Annotated in this window: 18 protein-coding genes; 12 read left to right on the top strand and 6 right to left on the bottom strand. The window is 62.2% G+C overall.

The window, feature by feature from the left end; genetic code table 11:
* Nucleotides 1-35: 35 nt before the first annotated feature.
* The gene (locus JGU71_RS09030) at nt 36-1103 is read right to left on the bottom strand and encodes a maleylacetate reductase (protein WP_199703747.1); all 1068 of its coding nucleotides are present in this window, start codon (nt 1101-1103) and stop codon (nt 36-38) included.
* Nucleotides 1104-1199: 96 nt separating this feature from the next.
* Between JGU71_RS09030 and JGU71_RS09025 the strand changes: the two genes are divergently transcribed.
* Together JGU71_RS09025 and JGU71_RS09020 are read left to right on the top strand one after the other, a co-directional pair.
* Nucleotides 1200-1544: a VOC family protein gene (locus JGU71_RS09025; protein ID WP_199703746.1), complete on the top strand. Its 345-nt coding sequence runs from the start codon at nt 1200-1202 to the stop codon at nt 1542-1544.
* Nucleotides 1545-1624: 80 nt separating this feature from the next.
* A complete protein-coding gene (locus tag JGU71_RS09020) occupies nt 1625-3109 on the top strand; it encodes a flavin-containing monooxygenase (protein ID WP_199703745.1) in 1485 nt (494 codons plus the stop codon).
* Here JGU71_RS09020 and uraD read toward each other — a convergent pair.
* Complete coding sequence (uraD, locus tag JGU71_RS09015; protein WP_199703744.1) at nt 3091-3603, bottom strand: 2-oxo-4-hydroxy-4-carboxy-5-ureidoimidazoline decarboxylase; 513 nt, start codon at nt 3601-3603, stop codon at nt 3091-3093. The two genes, JGU71_RS09020 and uraD, sit on opposite strands and share 19 nt — an antisense overlap.
* 170 nt (nt 3604-3773) lie before the next feature.
* Between uraD and JGU71_RS09010 the strand changes: the two genes are divergently transcribed.
* The 5 genes from JGU71_RS09010 to JGU71_RS08990 all read left to right on the top strand — a co-directional run bounded on the left by JGU71_RS09010 (nt 3774) and on the right by JGU71_RS08990 (nt 9293).
* A complete protein-coding gene (locus JGU71_RS09010; RefSeq protein WP_199703743.1) occupies nt 3774-4709 on the top strand; it encodes a GGDEF domain-containing protein in 936 nt (311 codons plus the stop codon).
* 385 nt (nt 4710-5094) lie between these two features.
* Entirely contained in the window at nt 5095-5931 is an 837-nt protein-coding gene (locus tag JGU71_RS09005) for an ABC transporter permease (protein ID WP_199703742.1), read from the top strand.
* Between the two features lie 74 nt (nt 5932-6005).
* Nucleotides 6006-6671: an ABC transporter ATP-binding protein gene (locus JGU71_RS09000; protein WP_199704524.1), complete on the top strand. Its 666-nt coding sequence runs from the start codon at nt 6006-6008 to the stop codon at nt 6669-6671.
* 44 nt (nt 6672-6715) lie between these two features.
* A complete protein-coding gene (locus tag JGU71_RS08995) occupies nt 6716-7717 on the top strand; it encodes an ABC transporter substrate-binding protein (protein ID WP_199703741.1) in 1002 nt (333 codons plus the stop codon).
* A gap of 205 nt (nt 7718-7922) precedes the next feature.
* Complete coding sequence (locus JGU71_RS08990) at nt 7923-9293, top strand: MFS transporter (protein WP_199703740.1); 1371 nt, start codon at nt 7923-7925, stop codon at nt 9291-9293.
* Nucleotides 9294-9300: 7 nt separating this feature from the next.
* On the opposite strand, the gene JGU71_RS08985 is transcribed toward JGU71_RS08990, so the two are convergent.
* The gene (locus JGU71_RS08985) at nt 9301-11775 is read right to left on the bottom strand and encodes a molybdopterin-dependent oxidoreductase (protein ID WP_233528995.1); all 2475 of its coding nucleotides are present in this window, start codon (nt 11773-11775) and stop codon (nt 9301-9303) included.
* Between the two features lie 115 nt (nt 11776-11890).
* Between JGU71_RS08985 and JGU71_RS08980 the strand changes: the two genes are divergently transcribed.
* The 4 genes from JGU71_RS08980 to JGU71_RS08965 all read left to right on the top strand — a co-directional run bounded on the left by JGU71_RS08980 (nt 11891) and on the right by JGU71_RS08965 (nt 14335).
* Nucleotides 11891-12466 carry a TetR/AcrR family transcriptional regulator gene (locus JGU71_RS08980; protein WP_307829569.1) on the top strand — a complete coding sequence of 192 codons (576 nt, stop codon included), beginning with the start codon at nt 11891-11893 and terminating at the stop codon, nt 12464-12466.
* An 86-nt stretch (nt 12467-12552) separates the two neighbouring features.
* Entirely contained in the window at nt 12553-12735 is a 183-nt protein-coding gene (locus JGU71_RS08975; protein ID WP_199703738.1) for a hypothetical protein, read from the top strand.
* Between the two features lie 125 nt (nt 12736-12860).
* The gene (locus JGU71_RS08970) at nt 12861-13076 is read left to right on the top strand and encodes a hypothetical protein (protein ID WP_199703737.1); all 216 of its coding nucleotides are present in this window, start codon (nt 12861-12863) and stop codon (nt 13074-13076) included.
* Nucleotides 13073-14335 (top strand): hypothetical protein, encoded by a 1263-nt coding sequence (locus tag JGU71_RS08965; protein WP_199703736.1) that lies wholly within the window; start codon nt 13073-13075, stop codon nt 14333-14335. Before JGU71_RS08970 ends, JGU71_RS08965 begins: the two co-directional genes overlap by 4 nt.
* Here the strand turns inward: JGU71_RS08965 and JGU71_RS08960 are convergent.
* On the bottom strand, nt 14293-14955 hold the full coding sequence (locus JGU71_RS08960) for an SRPBCC family protein (RefSeq protein WP_199703735.1): 663 nt from the start codon (nt 14953-14955) through the stop codon (nt 14293-14295). The genes JGU71_RS08965 and JGU71_RS08960 overlap by 43 nt on opposite strands.
* A gap of 164 nt (nt 14956-15119) precedes the next feature.
* Here JGU71_RS08960 and JGU71_RS08955 point away from each other — a divergent pair, with 164 nt between their 5' ends.
* Complete coding sequence (locus JGU71_RS08955; protein ID WP_199703734.1) at nt 15120-16091, top strand: hypothetical protein; 972 nt, start codon at nt 15120-15122, stop codon at nt 16089-16091.
* On the opposite strand, the gene JGU71_RS08950 is transcribed toward JGU71_RS08955, so the two are convergent.
* The gene (locus tag JGU71_RS08950) at nt 16092-17078 is read right to left on the bottom strand and encodes a DUF3558 family protein (RefSeq protein ID WP_199703733.1); all 987 of its coding nucleotides are present in this window, start codon (nt 17076-17078) and stop codon (nt 16092-16094) included. It abuts the gene before it with no gap.
* A gap of 65 nt (nt 17079-17143) precedes the next feature.
* Nucleotides 17144-18757 carry an FAD-binding oxidoreductase gene (locus JGU71_RS08945; RefSeq protein ID WP_199703732.1) on the bottom strand — a complete coding sequence of 538 codons (1614 nt, stop codon included), beginning with the start codon at nt 18755-18757 and terminating at the stop codon, nt 17144-17146.
* Nucleotides 18758-18775: the final 18 nt, after the last annotated feature.

Here is an 18775-nt window from a genome sequence, read left to right as displayed (position 1 = left end):
GTGGAAATCGGCGGGAAACTGTCAAATCATTCGAATTATGTAGGCGTAGGCCCATCGGGCCCACCATGCAACGCCCGCCTCAATAGAGTTTCGAGCTCGCCCTTCGCGACGGGCTTCGAATACTGGCTGGCCAGCACCGCCTCAACGACAACGTCCAGGTCCGCTTCTTGCAGACCCAGTTCGGCCAGCGACGTCGGCGCCCCGACCCAGGCGGCCAAGTCCGCCAAAGCTTGTGCAGGCGAATCTGTTTCCAGAGCGCGCCGCATTGCCGCAGCGGCGTCCGGCTCTTCGGCCAGGCGCATTGCCGCAACATAGGGGAGCACCACCGCGTGGGTCTCGGCATGCGGGAGGTCGAACGTCCCGCCAAGAACGTGACAGATCTTGTGATGCAAGCCCATCGTCGTCGCTCCGAGACATGCGCCGCAGAACCAGGCGCCACGTAGCGCATCGGATCGCGCGTCGAGATCGCTTCCGTCGGCTACGACCCGCGGCAGGCTGCGAGCAAGACTGCGGACCCCGTCCTCGGCCAGCAGCGACATGATCGGCGACCGATCCGGTGCGTACAGCGCTTCGACCGCGTGCGCGATCGCATTCAATCCACTTGTCCCCGAAACATTTTGCGGCAGAGCGACTGTGAGCTCAGGGTCGTAGATCACCGACCGCGGGAGTACACGGATGTCGCGCCCGGTCTGCTTACGGGAGTTCTCTGTCAGTCCCCAGACCGGCGTCATCTCCGATCCCGCATAGGTCGTGGGAACGGCAATGATCGGCAGGCCGTTTCGCAACGCAAGCGCTTTGCCGAGCCCGATGGTCGAGCCGCCGCCGATCGCCACACAGCCATCTGCGCCAACAACATTCACCGCGTCGCCGGCAGCTGCTGCGGTCTCTACCGGAACGTGCATTCGCGCACCGTCGAAGATTCCGACCGCAACCGGACCCAGCAGATCGGCGACGCGTTGCGCCAAGTCCCGACCTCTCGGGGTCGACAGCACCATGACGCGGCGCAATCCCAGCTGTTCGACCTCGGCAGCGATCGCTTCCCGCTGACCGGCGCCGAAGATCACCCGCATCGGAAGGGCCTCGTAGCTGAACGGCGTCGTCATCGACATGCCGTGTGTTCGCTCATGTTGCTCAGGGTATGTCGATAGCAGTCAGCCAGCACCGACGTCTCGTACTACACCAACAGAAGAGGTATCACCGTGACCATCTCCGCAGTTCTACCGGTCGTCCCGGTTTCCGATTTCGACGCAGCCGAGCGCTGGTACACGACGTTCTTCGATCGTGCGGCCGATCGCCACCCGATGGACGGCCTTTCGGAATGGCAACTTGGCGACTACGCCGTCGTCCAGGTGTTTCACAGCCCCGACAAAGCTGGACGGACCGCGCTGAACTTCGTCGACGACGATCTCGATCGTCACCTCGCCGATCTCGCCGATCGAGGTATCGACGCAACGGAACCGATCACGGTGGCGAAGGGGCGCCAGCGGTTGGCGACGATCTCCGACCCGGACGGCAACCAGTTGAGCCTCATCGAAGACATCTGACCCGAAAGCTGGCCGAAAATATCGATTTCTCGGCCGCGAGCCTCTGCGGCCAGCTAGCAAGACTCCATACCGTTGGTGTCATGACTCGTACACCATCAGTGCTCATCGTCGGCGCCGGCTTCGGCGGACTCGCGGCCGCGCTCGAACTGAAGCGCCATGGCCACCACGAGTTCACGATCATCGACAAGGCCGACGGACTCGGCGGCGTGTGGCGCGACAACACCTACCCCGGTGCAGCATGTGATGCGCCGTCCGATCTGTATTCGTTCTCCTTCGAGCAGAACGCGAACTGGCCCAAGCGGTTTGCGGGCCAAGCCGACATCCTCGCCTATATGCACGATGTCGCCGAACGCAACGGACTTATGGACCATATTCGTTTCGGCATCGAAGTCGCCTCGGCAGACTTCGACGCCGACTCCGGCGTGTGGCGCGTGCAAACGTCCACCGGAGAGGTCATCGAGGCCGACGTATTCGTGCCCGCAGTGGGCCAGTTGTCACGACCGGTAATGCCGACAATCGAAGGAATGGCATCGTTTCGCGGCGCTTCGTTTCATTCGGCGCAGTGGAACCACGACGTCGACCTGACCGGAAAGCGCGTCGCGATTGTCGGAACAGGTGCGAGCGCCATTCAGATCATCCCGGCGATACAGCCGAAGGTCGGCAGCCTGACCGTCTTCCAGCGATCGGCACCGTGGATCATCCCGAAGTTCGAGAATTACTACATTCCGCCCAAGGTTGCGGCGCTGACCAAGCTGCCGGTAGTCAACAAGCTGCCTGGCATCCACCGCGCCGAGCGTCTCGGCTGGTGGGCGTTCTACGAATTTGTGACGTCGGGCCTGGAAGGGAACGGCAAGGTCGCCGACCTTCTCACCGCGTGGGCGACCAGCCATCGCGAATCTCAAATCGACGACCCCGAACTGCTCGCCAAGATGACGCCCGACTACCAGGCAGGGTGCAAGCGCGGCTTGATGGCCAGCAACTACTACCCCGCGGTCGGGCAGCCGAACGTCCACATCGAGACGAGCCACATCGAAAAGATCACGCCGAACGCGGTGGTGACCGACGACGGTGTCAGTCATCCGGTGGACGTCATCGTCTACTGCACCGGATTTGCGGCGACGCAGTTCCTGGCTCCGATGAACATTCACGGCATCGGCGGCAAATCGCTTCGTGAAGTCTGGTCCGACGGTGCCCGCGCCTATTACGGACTCGCGGTGCCGCATTTTCCGAACATGTTCGTCATGTACGGACCGAACACCAACCTCGGCTCGGGATCGATCATCTACATGCACGAACAGCAGGCGCGCTACGTCCGACAAGCAGTCGAATTCTTGAAGCGGAAGAAGGCGTTCTACGTCGCGGTCAAACCGGAGGTCGAGCAAAGCTACGACGCAGAGATTCAGAAGCGGCTCGAGAAGACCGTGTGGACGAAGTGCAGCAGCTGGTACCGAGAGGCGAGCGGACGTGTTGTCGCCAACTGGCCAGGCAAGATGAGCGAATACGGCAAACGGACCAACTTCGACCCGAAAGACTACGACGTGACGCGTCAGCTGGCCGTCGGCTGACCAAGCAACCGCGCGAGACGCAGCCGATTGATCTTCACGAGCTCGTTCCGGATGGTCAGGCGTTCCGTCGCGGCGTCGTTGCCCAACCGCGCCTCCAGGATCTGCAGAAGCTCCTCGCCTGAACGCCCGCTTGCGAAGACCAGATAGATGTGGCCGAATCGGGCTTCGTACTCGGCGTTGAGATCGGCGAGCTTCGCCCGCACCTCGGTGTCGGCCACAGTGACGGCGGCTTGCTCGGCCGCGGAATTCGCGTTGCGCACGTCGCCGCCGATGCGCGGGTGGCCATCGAGTGCCTGGTCGATGTCCGAATCAGGCAGAGCCCGCAAACACTTTTCGGCGTGCTCGAACAGCTGATCAGAATCAGCGAACGGTCGCCCGGTGACCACGTTGTGTGCCCAGGTCGGAGCTGCACACACCGCGATGAGTTGTTCGAGCGCGCTGGCGTAGGCGAGTTCGTTGAATTCGACCAGACCAGCTCTGTACTCCGACGACATCCGTTCACCTCGACACTTTTCCGTTGCAGCGGCATAATTCCAGGTCAGTGTGACGTGCCGCCGTAGTGCACGCACTGGACGTGCCCGTGTCACACACCAGTCCTATGCTCATAGCTAACTCGCCGCAATCTGGCGAAATCGGACATCGACGATACGGGCCGGGAGGTCGGATGGTTGGGGGCGCATACGACGCCGAGGTCTACCAGGCGCTGATGGCCAGCGTGTCGTCCGGACTCGTGATTCATGGTGCCGACGGCAACGTACGAGAAGCGAATCAGGCGTTCGCCGACATGCTCGGTTACACGCTGCCGGAAGCCCTCCAGTTGCATGCCGCGCAGGTTGTCCATCCCGACGACCGACCCAGTCGCGACAGAGATGCTGCCGAGTTGCTCTCCGGCGCTGCACCCTCACTGGCTACCGAACGACGCCTGCTCCACAAGGACGGCTCGACGATCTGGGCTCGGGTCCGTAAGGCGTCGGTACGGCACGGCGACGAAATCGTCGTCATGGTCGTCATCGACGATTGGACGACCGAACGCGCTCACATTCGCGCGCTCGAGCATGCCGCCTATCGAGACGAGTTGACCGGCTTGCTCAACCGCGCCGGAGTTCGTCGAGCCCTGCAGGACGCCGAGCCGGTCGACACGTTGGTGATGATGGTCGACGTCGACAATCTGAAGCTGGTCAACGACGCACACGGACACGCAGGCGGCGATCTACTCCTCGAAACCATCGGCCAATCGCTGACCCTGTTCGCCCCCAGCGGCAGCGTTGTCGGAAGGCTGTCCGGCGACGAATTCGTCATCCTCGTCCCGTCGCAGGGCACCGACATCGACGGTCTCTATACCGACTGCATCCGCCGCTGTGTTCAAGCAGCGCTCGTCATGCCGAACGGCGACGAAGTAATTCCGTCCGTTTCCGTCGGAACGGCAATTCTGGTGCCGCAGGGCCGATTCGAGGATGCACTTCACGAAGCGGACACCGATATGTACGACGACAAACGGTCGCGTCGCAAGCTGCGGCCGTCGTTGTCCGAGGTACTGCCGACCATCCAACGCCGCGTGAACCGCGACATCAGAAACTCGCTGTGGCGGTTGCTCGACTAGAAGTTGTGGCTCATCGTGGAGTCAAACCAACGCGATCCGGCCTTATGAGAGCCAGACGGCAAATCTGCATGAGCCTGACGCTTCGCTCAACGGCGAACGGTGACAGGTCCCGTCATAAGACGCGACATACGGGCACGGCCGAACGAGCGTGAAGCGTCGTGCGCCTCGCCCTTTGCCGTCTGCCCGATCATCTGCCTGCGCTCCTCGAAAGCCGTGTGCGTTAGTTCGAAGACCCCACGCTAGCAGCGGTCCCGCAGATGCGAAACCGAATATCGAACCCACTCGGCCGTCCGTCCAGGATTCCCCTCGCACTGATCGCAACCCTTCTCCGATCGCCTGTGGCACTGCAGAATCCGCTGGAATACAACTACGGCCGAGGAGAAGAATGCTTGTCGACATCCGCCAACAACTCGGCCGTACGGCCGACCCGGCGCGGCCGCGCCGACGGCGGACCGGCCAGTGGTACCAACACCCCGGGATACTTCGAACGATCGCGCCCGTGGCGTTGTTGCTTGCTTGGCAGCTCGCAAGTCAGAACGGGCTGCTGTCGGAGCGGATCCTGCCCGCACCCTCGGTAATCGTCGAAGCCGGACTCGAGGTGTATCGAACCGGTGTGCTCGGCGACGCGCTTTACGTCTCGGGTCAGCGTGCGTTGTTCGGCTTCGTGCTCGGCGCGGTCGTCGGGATCGGCTTCGGCATTCTTGCCGGTGTCAGCCGAGTCGGTGAATACGTCGTCGATCCGCCGCTGCAGATGTTGCGCACCGTCCCGCTGTTCGGTCTGATTCCGTTGTTCATCATCTGGTTCGGAATCGATGAGCAGCCCAAGGTGCTGCTTATTGCCCTCGGCGTGGCTTTTCCTCTGTACCTAAACACCTTCGCCGGAATCCGCCAGCTCGATCCGAAGTTGATCGAACTCGGCGACGTACTGCACCTGAATCGCGCAGAGCGGTTGCGAACGCTGATCGTCCCCGCAGCATTGCCCCACATTCTGGTTGGGATGCGTCAAAGCCTCGGTATCGCGTGGCTGTCGCTGATCGTTGCGGAGCAGATCAATGCGAGCGCGGGCCTCGGCTTCATCGTCAACAATGCGCGTGAGTTTCTCCGCACCGATATCGTCATCTTCGGATTGCTGATCTACGGACTACTCGGCCTGATAACCGACTCGATCGTCCGATGGTTCGAATTGCGCGCACTGCGCTGGCAGCCAGGCGTCGCGCGATGAGCACATCTGCGGTTGATCCTGTGACATAAACAGCGGCCACTGTCAGGGGGCTCGGCAAAACCTTCGACGAAAACATCGTCCTGGACGGCATCGACCTGACCATCGAGCGAGGCGAGATCGTCGCGCTCGTCGGTCGCAGCGGTTCAGGCAAATCGACGCTGCTGCGAGCACTCGCGGGGCTCTCCAAAGATCACACCGGTCACGTCGAGGTTGCAGGGATCCCGACGGTTGTGTTCCAAGAACCGCGACTTGTGCCGTGGCTCAGCGTGGTTCGCAATGTAGTCCTCGGACATCCAGGCAGACGAAAAGGGCAGGCAGCCGAGTCGAAGGCCCGCCACGTGCTCAGCCAGGTCGGCCTTGCCAAGCGTGCAGACTCGTGGCCACTCACACTCTCCGGTGGCGAAGCTCAACGAGCCGCACTCGCCCGCGCGCTGGTCGCGGAGCCGACACTGCTGCTACTCGACGAGCCGTTCGGGGCACTCGACGCGTTGACGCGCCTTGCCATGCATGATCTGCTGCTTCGCCTCTTCGGCGAGCATCGTTTCGGCGTCCTGCTCGTGACCCACGACGTGAACGAAGCGGTCACGCTCGCGGACCGCGTTCTGGTTCTCGACAGGGGACGCATCGCACACGAGGTTCGCATCGACCTGCCGCGTCCTCGCAAGCACGCATCGCCTGAAGCCGCAACGCACGCCGGTCGTCTGCTGAAACTTCTCGGGGTCGACGACCCTACGCACTGAGTATCGATTCACACCGCCAAGTATCTGAAACAGAAAGCAGCACTGTGAAACTCCGTTCCGCCCGCATCGCGGGAATTGCCCTCGCCGCCGTCGCGACACTGCTCCTCGGCGGCTGCACCGACGATTCGACCGACGCCGATACGACACCGAGCGGACCTGTCGATCTGTCGAGCGTGACGCTCGAAGTCGGTGATCAGAAGGCGATCTCGATCGAGGTGCTGCTGAAGGCATCGGGTCAGCTCGACAACCTGCCGTACAAGGTCGAGTTCTCCACCTTCACCGCTGGCCCTCCGCTGGTAGAGGCAGCGAGCGCAGCAGGCATCGATCTTGCCCAGGTCGGCAATACACCGGTGATATTCGGCGCAGCCGCGAAGGCGAACATCAAGATCGTCGGAGCGCTCGAAGCAACCGGCAAGGGCGACGCGCTTTTGGTCGGAAAGGACTCGACCATTTCTACTGTGGCCGACCTGAAGGGAAAGCGGGTCGCCGTCACGAAAGGCAGCTCGGCAAATGCCAATCTTCTTCTGCAACTGAAGAAGGCGGGTCTGGCACTCAGCGACATCGAGCCCATCTATCTCGCTCCCGCCGATGGCTACACCTCCTTCACCAAGGGTGACGTCGATGCCTGGGCCGTATGGGATCCGTACACAGCCATCGCCGAGCAGGAAGCCGGCGCGAAGTCGATCGCCAGCGCAGACACCGCTGCAAACGGCTACAACTTCTGGACCGCGTCGGACAAAGCCCTCGGCGATGCAAGCAAATCTGCCGCCATCAAGGACTTCCTGGCTCGCTACAGTGCGGCAACGAAATGGTCCGAGCAGAACTTGGACACGTGGTCGACGACGTACGCCGAACTCACGTCGATCACTCTCGACGCCTCGAAGGTCACGTGGACCCGATCGATCAAGCAACCGATTGCGCTGAGCGACACAGTAGTTGCGTCCGAACAGGAGATCGCCGACGCATTCACGGAGGCGAACGCAATTCCAGGCAAGGCTGACTTCGCTGCTTTCGTCGACACTCGCTTCGAAGGTGGTACGAACTAACACGCACCTCAAATCGACGCCCGTCGCAGCCGAATACGCTGCGGTGGGCGTTGATTTGTTTACGGCGTGTATTGCCGGGTTTGCACATCGCGCAGGGTGGGTACCTACGACCGTCGAGTTGTCGGCTGTCACATCTGGGCGAGATGTGATCGCGGACGCTAATTCGGGTGCGAATGCGTGCGCCACAACGGGACAGGAGTTTTCCATGTCGCAAAAATCAAGTCCGCCGACCACCAAGGATGTTCCACCGAAAGTCCTGCACAGAGCGATCGGCGCCTCTGCGATCGGAAACGCTGTCGAATGGTTCGACTACGGCGTCTACGCGTATCTCACCACGCACATTGCGGCATCCCTGTTTCCCGAAGGCTCCAACGGCGTCTTCTACACACTCGTCGGGTTCGCGATTTCGTTCCTGATACGTCCGATCGGTGGCCTGTTCTGGGGACCCCTCGGCGACAGGATCGGGCGCAAGCGCGTCCTCGCGATGACGATCCTCCTCATGGCGTCGTCGACGCTGGTTGTCGGTCTCATTCCGAGTTACGAAACGATCGGCATCTGGGCGCCGATCATGCTGTACGCGTGCCGCATGCTGCAGGGCTTCTCGGCGGGCGGTGAATACGGCGGTGCTGCGACATTCATGGCGGAATACGCTCCCGACAAGAAGCGTGGCTTCTACGGCAGCTTCCTCGAAGTAGGCACACTCGTCGGCTTCACAATGGGCAATCTGATCGCCCTGCTTCTGGTCAACGTGTTGGACGCCGACTCGATGGAAAGCTGGGGCTGGCGCCTGCCGTTCTTCGTCGCCGCACCACTCGGCCTCATCGGCATGTACCTGCGAAGCAGGATGGAAGACACCCCCGTCTTCCGCGAACTGGAGCAAAAGGAAGCAACGAAGGACCAGGTCAGCGGCGTCTTCAAGGATCTGTTGACGCGCTACACACGGTCGATCCTCACGCTGTTCGGCCTGGTGATCGCGTTGAACGTCGTCAACTACACGCTGCTCAGCTACATGCCGACCTACCTGCAGACGACCCTGGACATGGAGGAATCCGATGCCCTCCTCGTTCCATTGTTCGGCCAGATCGCGATGCTGGTGACCCTGCCGTTCTTCGGAATTCTGTCCGACCGAATAGGGCGACGGCCCATGTGGCTCGGATCGTGCGCGGCACTGGTCGTCGCCGTTATTCCGATGTACTTGTTGATCGGGACAAGCCTGACCGGTGCGATCATCGGGTTCGCTGTGCTGGGCATGCTGTACGCGCCCCAGCTGGCGACGATTTCGGCGACCTTCCCGGCGATGTTCCCGACGATCGTGCGCTTCGCCGGCGTGGCGATCGGCTACAACGTCGCGACCTCGTTGTTCGGCGGAACAGCATCCGCAGTCAACGAGGCGATCATCGGCGCCACCGGCAACAACCTCGTCCCGGCGTTCTACATGCTCGGCGCGTGCCTGATCGGCATAGTCTCCGCGTACTTCCTGATCGAGACCAAGGGATTGTCGTTGCGTGGCACCGAAGTTCCCGGCACGCCGGAATCCATCGAAGAGCAGAAGAAGTTGGCGACGCAGACGCCCTAGCTCTCTGTCAGCGGATCGCTTCCAGACGAGCCGGCACATGCTTGTGCCACGGTGTGCCGGCGAAGTCGTCCTTGTGGCCCGCGCTCGTCAGCTCGTTCGGTGACACGCCAGCGGACTTCAGCGTTCCGTCCTCGGTAGGGCAGTCGAGACCGAACCCGTTGGGCAGCGCAATGTTCCCCGCTTGCATCATGTCGCTGACTTCGATGGTGACCGTTGCGGCGCCGCTCTGGGTCACCACCCTTGCGCTGTCCCCGTCGCTCAGAGCCAGTGCGATCGCGTCTTCCCGACTGATCCGCAAATTGCCGTTTTTGTCACGCCGCCGCCAATCGGGATTGCGGAAGATCGTATTCGCGGTGAACGATCGCCGCTCTCCTGCCGCAAGCACGAACGGAAACTCCTCCGTTGTCCATACCGACTGTGCCGCACCGAGTTCACGTACTCGGGTCAGCAGCGAATCGATGTCGATCGTGAACCGCCGGTCCGGCCGTTTGACGTAGTCCCACACGTCGTCCCACGTGTCGGTGGTGAACACGACGCCGGTGTCCGTCGCGATGATCGAGTCGAACAGCTTGTTGCCCGGGGTGAGTCCGCTACCGGAATAGCCCGACCGCGCAACCGCTTCGGGATTCGACAGTGCGCACATCTGACTCACTCCCCACAGGACTGCGGCGCCGCGCAGCTTCGGCGGCAACGTCTGACCGAGGGTCTCGTAAAGCAGGAAGGGCGCGATCGCGCCAAGGCGCGGCTCAGCGGCGACGCTTGCGAAGAAGGTGGTTGCGAAGGTGTCTCGACCACCCTGTGCGGCACTGCGCAGGCGCTCGAGCACCGCCGCATCGACGACATCAAGGCGACGCAGCAGGCGCGCGTAGATCTCCGGCTCCGGCAATGTGCCGGGCAGTGGGTCGAGAATCGGCTTACGAAGGTGGAATACGTTTTTGGGGAACTCGAAGTTGAAGAAGGTCGCCTCAGGCTTCTCGAACTGACTGGCGGCAGGCAGTACGTAGTCGGCCTGACGAGCCGTTTCGGTGAAGGCGACGTCGATAACCACCGACAGCTCCAGAGCTCGCATCGCCTGTCGAAAGCGTTTGGAATCCGCGATGGAATGGGCTGGATTCGAGCTGTCGATCCACATCGCTCTGAATCGGTCAGGATGGTCGGTCAGTACCTCGTCCGCGATCGAATTGCACGGGACCAACCCGCCGATGATCTTCGCACCGGTGACGGGACTGACGCGCTCACCGCCGCCCGCACCAACCCCCGAGGCCAGCAGACCTGCCGCGAACGGAACCATCACATCGAGAGCCTTGCTGGAAACGGATTCGACTGCGGCAGTCAACCTTCCGATTCTCGAGAGCCGCGGAATCGTGAACGCAAGCGCCCTACCGGCGGCGGTGACTCCGGTTCCGATGGCCTTCTTCTTTGCCCGATCCACTCGCGTCGGGGTCCTACGAACCGAATTCGTTCCGCTTCCGCCACCAGTCAACGATGCGAAAGACGAGTGGAGAAACATCGTGCCGGGCTTGCCGAAGTTTCCGGTCAGTATCCACAGGAGCTTGTTCAAGTAGGAGACCAGTGTGCTGTTCGGAGCTTGCTGTATGCCGAGATCCTCGTATACACAGACACTTTCGGCAGTAGCGATGCGCCGAGCAGCGGCCCGGATCTGGTCTTCGGCAACGCCGCAGGTGAGTGCGAAAGCTGCGATGTCGACGGCTGCGAACGCGTCGCGTACGGGTCCGTAGCCGCTTGTGTGGGTATCGACGAAAGCATCGTCGACGAGGTCCTCCTGCACGATCACCGCGACCATCGCCGCAATCAGCCAGGCATCACCGCCAGGGGCGACCTGCAGGTGAAAGTCGGCCATGGCGGCCGTCTCGCTTACCCGCGGATCGACGACGATCATCGAACGCGCTGGGTCGGCCGCGACCTGCTTGAGCAGTGGCCTCGCCCGGGGAAAACTATGCGACTGCCACGGGTTCTTGCCGATGAAGACGAGCACTTCGGCATTGTCGAAGTCGCCCTTGGTATGACCGCCGTAGAGACGGCCGTCGACCCAGATCTCGCCGGTCTTCTCCTGCGCCAACGCGTTCGAGTGATATTTGGATTCGAGGGCACCCCGCAACGCAAGCGCGTTCGCCGAACCGAGATGGTTGCCCTGACCACCACCACCGTAGAAGAAGATCGACCGACCGCCGTATGCCGACTTGATGCGGGAGAGTTTGGTCGCGATCTCGTCCAACGCTGTGTCCCAGTCGATTTCGACGTAGTCGCCGTTGTCGGTCCGTTTGAGTGGGGACGTGATCCGATGCGGGCCGTTTTGGTAGAGGTCGAGCCGCAACGCTTTTTCGCAGGTGTATCCCTCCGAGGCCGGGTGTGTCTTGTCGCCACGGATCTTCGCGAACCGCCGACCCTCCAGTTCGATGTTGATACCGCAGTTGCATTCGCACAGCACGCATGCCGTCGTCTTGGATCCTGGACCGACCATCGAAATCCTCCAACTGCGCCACATCGAGACACGCCCCAATTATGATCTGCAACATAACATAGTTGGCCTCGCACCAACTAGGCTCTATGCCAGGAGAACGAACAAGGGAGGCGAAGTGGCGGCGCGGAGCACAACGCGACACAACATGCTCGTGAGCGCGGCCGAACTGCTGCGCGAACACGGTGCGGCCGGTACGACGGTCGACGCTGTACTCGCGCGTAGCGGCGCCCCCAGAGGTTCCGTTTATCACCATTTTCCCGGCGGCAGAAACCAGATCATCGCTGAATCACTCGAATTTGCGGGTACAGCGATAACGAAAATAATCGAACATTCACTGCAGGACGGTTCGATCGGCGCGCTCCGCCTTTTTGCGGGCTTCTGGACACAAATACTCGAGGGCAGCGATTTCGCGGCAGGTTGTCCCGTCGTCGCCGTCGCGGTCGGTGGAACACGGGAAGATCAGCAACTACTTCCAGCCGTCGACGCCATCTTCACCCGGTGGCGAAGCGCGCTGACCCAGGCGTTGGTCGACGACGGCGTCGACCCCTCTCGCGCAGCACCTTTGGCCACCATGGCGGTCGCATCGATAGAAGGTGCCGTGATCCTGTGCAGAGCTTCGCGATCGACTACACCGCTCGACGACGTCACCGACGAGCTTGCACTTCTGCTCACGGCCAACATCACAGGTTGAACGCCCACTCCAAGGTGGTTGCCATTCCGCGAGGCGCGGTATTAGCTGTAGGCACTTCTCTCTCTGCATCGATGAGGTGACTCCGAATGGCACGCAACGAACTCAAGAGCAGAACACCGATCATCGGCATGTTCATGGTTTTCCTCGCCATGTTCATCGTCGCTTTGACGGCCTATCAGCACGCTGGCTGGTTGTCGATCATCGGCTACGGCATCGCCGCGGTTATTGCGGTCTTCGGTTTCGCATTTACCTTCCGCGACCTGTCCTGACCGACCCGGTCGAAACACAGCGTCGTGCTGTGTCGCGCATCCGGCGTGCCGGCTGCGCGGGTTAGAGTCTCGTCCGAGCGAACGGCGAGTTCGTCGCCGCTTGCAACGACCTGTCAGGAGACTTCATGTCCGACGCCGGACAAGCACTCGCTCGCACGTTGCAGGCACCATTGCCGCCGGGCTTCGATACCGTTGACGACGCCGATCTTGCGCGCCTCCACGGTTTCCTCACGAAGGCAGTCGAGCACCGATCCACATCACTCGACGACGCGATAACCGGGTCGCTGAAGCACACACCTCGATTGATGCGCCCGGCTGTGAAAAAGGCACTCGGACTATGAGCGACAAGCTGCTCGCGTCTGCCGAGATCACCAAACTCGGCCGCCTGCTCAACGTGTCCGACGCGGATCTCGCCTTCCTCGCCGACCTTTCACCGAGCGCACTGCGCGAGTTCAGAGAACGCACCACCGACCTACTTTTCGACGGCGACGCGGTGCGCCTCAAGAGGGTCGCATCGGCAGCGAAGCTCGTGCCGGCTGCAATCAGCGCGAAAGCCGCGGAACTCGCCTTCGGCCCGCTGCTGTGTGCTGCGCTTGCTGGTTCTGTCGAACCTGCGCGTGCTGTTGCGATCGCGCAGAAGCTGCCTGCCGAATTCCTCGCCGCGACCTCCATCCAGCTCGATCCACGTCGGGCAGCGGCGACGATCGGGGCCGTGCCCGCGCAGGTCGTCGCCGAGGTCGGGCGCGAGTTACTGAAAGTCGGCGACCACATCACGATGGGACGCTTCGTCGGCGTCCTTCCGGACAAGTCGCTTCGAGCTGCGGCTCCGATCATGGGCGACGCAGATCTCCTGTCGGTCGGCTTTCTACTCGAGGACAAATCCGGCATGGACGGACTCCTAGAGATCGTCGCCGACCGTCTGTCCGGCATCATCGCCGCGGCGCACGAGCACGACCTCTGGGCCGAAGCGATAGATCTGCTCGCAACCGTCAACTCGGACAACCGGGCTCGGCTCGGTGACATCACGGCCCAGCAGAGTGACGAAGTGCTCGGCGGAATCATCGCGGCAGCGCAATCCCTCGATGCCTGGGATACGTTGCTTCCGGTCACTCGCGCAATGAGTTTCGACAGCCTCGTCACATTTTCCCAGCATCCGGCCGTCCATGCAGAATCGACCTTGTCTGCCATCGTGGACGTCGCCCTCAACAAAGATCTGTGGCTCGACCTGCTGCCCCTGGCGGCGCAATTGCCGCCGCCGCAGCGGGCATTCATCGCCGCGCTGGTCGCGGAGCAGACCGACGACCGACTCGGCGAACTCCTCCGCCAGGCAAACGACGACGACCAGTGGGACGCGATGATCGTCATCGCGATGGCAATGGATGTCGCTGGGCGACAACGCATTTTCGACATCATCGACGGAATGGACGACCTCGACGAGTTGGTCGCAGCCCTGACACAGGACACCCCGGCCGAGGTATGGGCGGGGATCGTCGAACTGCGCGAGGAGATACCCGAGAAGTTACGAGCGTTGCTCGCCGACCGAGCACAGACCTGCGGTCAGGAGGACTGCGCCGCAGGATTGCGCACCACGGCAGGCTGATTCAGCTCCACGTCCCGCGAATTCAGCAGTGCCGCAACATGCGTCATCGAATCATCGGCGGCATCCTGCAGAGCCTTCATGACGACAGCAAGCATCGGCCCCCTGAGCGCGTCGCAGGAGAATCCGCCGCTCACGACAATTCGTGCACCCGACCCTTCCTCGGTGGCTGAAATCCACAGTGCAACAGCAGCATCCAGCGGTCCGCCGCCTTCGATAGCAAGGGTGTGCGGAGGGTCGTACCTCGTCACGGTCCACACGAGCGTGGCTTTCGTACCTTTCACGCGAAGTGTTTCGCCGAAGACCGCACCGACGCAAAGTTCGTCGCGGCTCGGCGCACCGTCGGGCCAACCGACGTGCAGGCCGAACCATTCGCCGAACCGGTCGAAATCGAGTGTCACAGCGACGATCTCGTCCGGCGATGCCGAGACCACCGTTGACGAGCCGAAGTGACGCGCGAACTCGCGCGAGAAGTTCGCTTCGGCCGGCGGGACGTGCACTTCTCCTCGGGAACGGCCGTAGGTGAGCCCGTCGAACACTTCGCGTCCAAGTTCGACGAGGACCGATGGGTGCGCCACGATCGCCTGCAGGAGCGCTGCGGCTGTTCGGATCGTTCGATGCACGGGTTCACCTTGACGAGAGAGAGAGGACGGTCGCGTCCGACAGTAGGCGGTACGGCCAGTAGCGTGTACTCGTTCGAGGATAACGGGCTGTCCGTCGGGGCCGCTAGAATTGCTTCACCTTCGCTGCGGGGGCTGTCGAAGGCTGTACCGAGGGGACGAACTACGTGCGCAACACCAGGATCTACACCGCTGTGCTGAGCATCGGGGTGCTCGCAGCGTCAGCTGCCGGATGTTCCTCTGTCCGTGGCACCGCCGTGCCGATCGCAGACAGCGCTGGTTTCGACTTGTGCTCGGTGCTGTCCATCGACGACGTCGAAGGCAGCTACGTCCGATCGGACGAGCCGATCTCGCTGCGAACGCGGATCACATCGAACGTCTACGTTCCTGGCGGCATCGCTGCCTGCGAATTCGGAACGGCCATCGCGACCGGCCTGACACTGGGTGTGCCACTTGGTGAGCCGGCTCCCGATATTGCCGATCTTGCGCATTCTCCGTATACCTCCGAGGGCGGGGACACCGAGGTCGGCAACGACAAGGCCTATCAGGTCGAGTCCGAGTTCGACAGCATCATCGCTGTTCAGCATGGCAATACGCAGTTCTACCTCGCGTGGGAGCCACTACTGGACATCGACGACGAGGGTGTCACGCCCGAGCAGATGATCGAACTCGCGCAGAAGGTGGCCGACAAGCTCCCCGAGACGATCGACCTGCCGAAGTCGGTGTTGCCAGGCGAATGTGACGGCATCGGAGGAGTCGACGCCATAGTCGGAGACGTCACCTCTGCCCGCGGAAGCGTCGACGACGACAACCTGTACTGCGATTACCTTGGCCCCGAGGGGATCCTCAACACCGAAGCCCGCCGCGAGGACGGCAAGTTCGTCCAGCGACTGCTCGACTCCGAACGGAAAGTGTCGCCCGAAAACGAGGTGAAACCGTCGATCGACGACGGCACGGCCATCTTCTCGCCGTCGAGTATTTCGGGCCTGCGTCTCGATGGCTACCTGGCTGATTGCTGCACCTTCGAGATCGAGTACGAATCCGAGGACTACAAGAAGGAACGCAGCACGGACTTCGACGACGACGAACGCACTCTCGTGACCAGTTTCGTTGCGGCCGCGCGTAGTTGGAGTTCCTGACTACCGATCGAGATAGGCACCGACCGCAATCTCCGCGGTGTTCTCCACACTGTCGCAGTCGTCCGACGACACGCGAACCGTTGTTGCGATGTAGTCGGAATCGACCGGATCGAAGTTGCCCTTCGGGTAACCCGCCCACACCTCGACCGAGCACGTGTCGCCGTACTGCGTGCGGACAGCATCGTGACCGTCGATGTCGATACGCTCACCGTCGTAGGGCTTTTCGTACCCGTCGTTCGAGTTGACGGAGTACTGGATGGACCCGTCCGCACCGTCGACGGTAAATCTGCATCCCCACGGCTGGGTCGATTCGGTCAACGCAACATCGGCGTCTTCGGACAGCCGACCGAGCGCTTCGCACGGATCCAGCACCGCGGTCGCGGTGTTGGACTTACGCTTACCGGAGTCTTCTCGCTGCGGTCGGGTGTCGAGCAGCGGAATCGTCTGTGCGATCAACTGATTCGCTTCGGCACAGGCTGCGTCGCTGGTGCGGCGGAACACTGAGATCAGCACCGAGTAGTCGCCGTCGAAGGCAACCAAGTTGCGGCAGGTATTGATGGAGGCCGACGACTCTCCCGGTTTGTACTCGACCTTCTGCTCGACCGCAGTGTCGTCGACCGTGATCGTCTCGGCGCCGGTCGTGAAACCGTTGTCCTTGGAAACGAGTTGGATCGATATCTCCAGTGACTTGTTCGAGCTCCTGTCGACCTCGACCTTCGCGTTACACGCTGCCGAATAGGCGTCGCCGGCGAACTCGCGGACGGTGCCGAGATCCTTCAGCGTCGCCTCGTCCAGAAAGGCACACGGGTCGAGTTTTCGAAGCTCGGCGAAGTAGGCCAGCGTCGCCTGGTCCTTCGGAGAGAGTTTCGATGCATATGCCACCTGCGGACTGCTCTTCGCGGCAGGCGTGCCCGCAACCGATGTGGTGCAGCCTGCAAGAGCGAGCACACTCGCGCATGCGGCAATGATCCGACGTTGTGTACTCATTCGATCTCCCCCGTACCGATTCCCCGCTTGGCGTGAGCATAGCGAAGCGAGGGCCGGTGCGAACGTCACCGTGGATCGAGCAGGACTCCTGGATTGAGGATTCCGGACGGATCAAGTGCCGACTTTGCGGCTGTCAGCGCAGCGGCGAACGGATCAGGGCGTTGCCTGTCGTACCACGGCCTGTGGTCACGTCCGACCGCATGATGATGGGTGATCGTTCCCCCGGAATTCGAAAGAGCCTCCGACACAGCCGCTTTGATGTCGCCCCACTGCTGGACGGTCGACCCCCACCGACCCGCCGCATACACACCGAAGTACGGTGCGACGCCGTCCGGGTACACGTGGGTAAAGCGGCACGACACCACGCCGACTGAGCCGACGGCGGCAATTGCTTCGTTCGCAGCCGTGATCACCGCGGTGCGCAACTCGTCGAATCGGTCCCAGGTGCAAGCGGTTTCGAAGGTCTCGACGATCAGTGCTCGAGACGCAAGAGCGTCGCGCTGGTACGGCATCCGCAGAAACGACGACCGCCACGCGTCGGAAGCCCCCGAACCCGGACGAGTGTCGGCCGAATCGGAGTACCTAGCCGGATCTGGGAGACGCCCGCCGTGCTCTCGGCAGATCTCGAGTGTCTGGACCATCGCATGCTCGACCGGATGGTGTGCCGACTCGTAGGCGAGTACCAATACGCCGCCCTGCGACGAAGTTCCTGCGTTGATGAAGGCCTCGACGGGATCGAGCAGACGGCAGTTGGTGGGGTACAACCCGGACTGCGCGATCGCTCTGGTCGCCGTCACCGCCGAGACGTAGTCGTCGAATACGACGGATGCGTTGGCACGCCAGCGCGGGCGGTCCTGCAGTCGCATCCAGGCTTCGGTGATGACACCGAGAGTTCCCTCCGAACCGAGAAAAAGTCGGTCCGGTGACGGACCCGCGCCCGACCCCGGCAGGCGCCGCGACTCGCTGACACCCGTCGGCGTGACGACGCGCATCGATTCGACCAGGTCGTCGATGTGGGTATACAGCGTGGCGAAGTGACCGCCTGCACGTGTTGCGAGCCAGCCGCCGAGGGTGGAGAACTCGAAGGACTGCGGAAAATGCCGCAGTGACAGGCCTTCTGGTCGTAGCCGATCTTCCAGTGCCGGTCCAAGGATCCCCGCCTGGACGCGTGCTGCGCGGCTGGTCGTGTCGATCTCGAGCACCTGGTCGAGCCCGCCGAGATCCAGTGTGACAACGCCCTGGTAGTCACCGTCGATCCGCGGTTCGATACCACCGACCACCGAAGTACCGCCACCGTAGGCGATCACGGCGATATTGCTCCGGGTGCACCAGTCGAGCACGTCGACAACATCGTTCTCATCGGTCGGACGGACGATCAGATCGGGTACGTGGTGCACGTCGCCCTGCAGATTTCGGACGACGTCGCGAAACGCTTGCCCGTGGGCGTGCGCTGCACGGTCCGCGGGGTCGTCCGAACAGAGGGTCGCGAGCGTCGCGGGGACGCCGAGCCGCGACGCGGGCAGGTTCAGATCGGTGATGGCTGGTGGTTCGTGTGACGTCAGATCGGCGTTGGGAAGCATCGCCGCAGCTCGGGCGGTCAGGCCGTGGAGTTCTTCACCTGAGACCGCGTCTTCGACGTTGCCCCAACCCCACCACGATCGCGTCTTCGCTGACGTCATGCACACTCCTTCATCGAC

Origin of the sequence: Antrihabitans stalagmiti, assembly GCF_016482825.1 — a bacterium.
GTDB classification, from domain to species: Bacteria; Actinomycetota; Actinomycetes; order Mycobacteriales; family Mycobacteriaceae; genus Antrihabitans; species Antrihabitans stalagmiti.
This window is presented reverse-complemented; position numbering and strand designations above follow the sequence as displayed.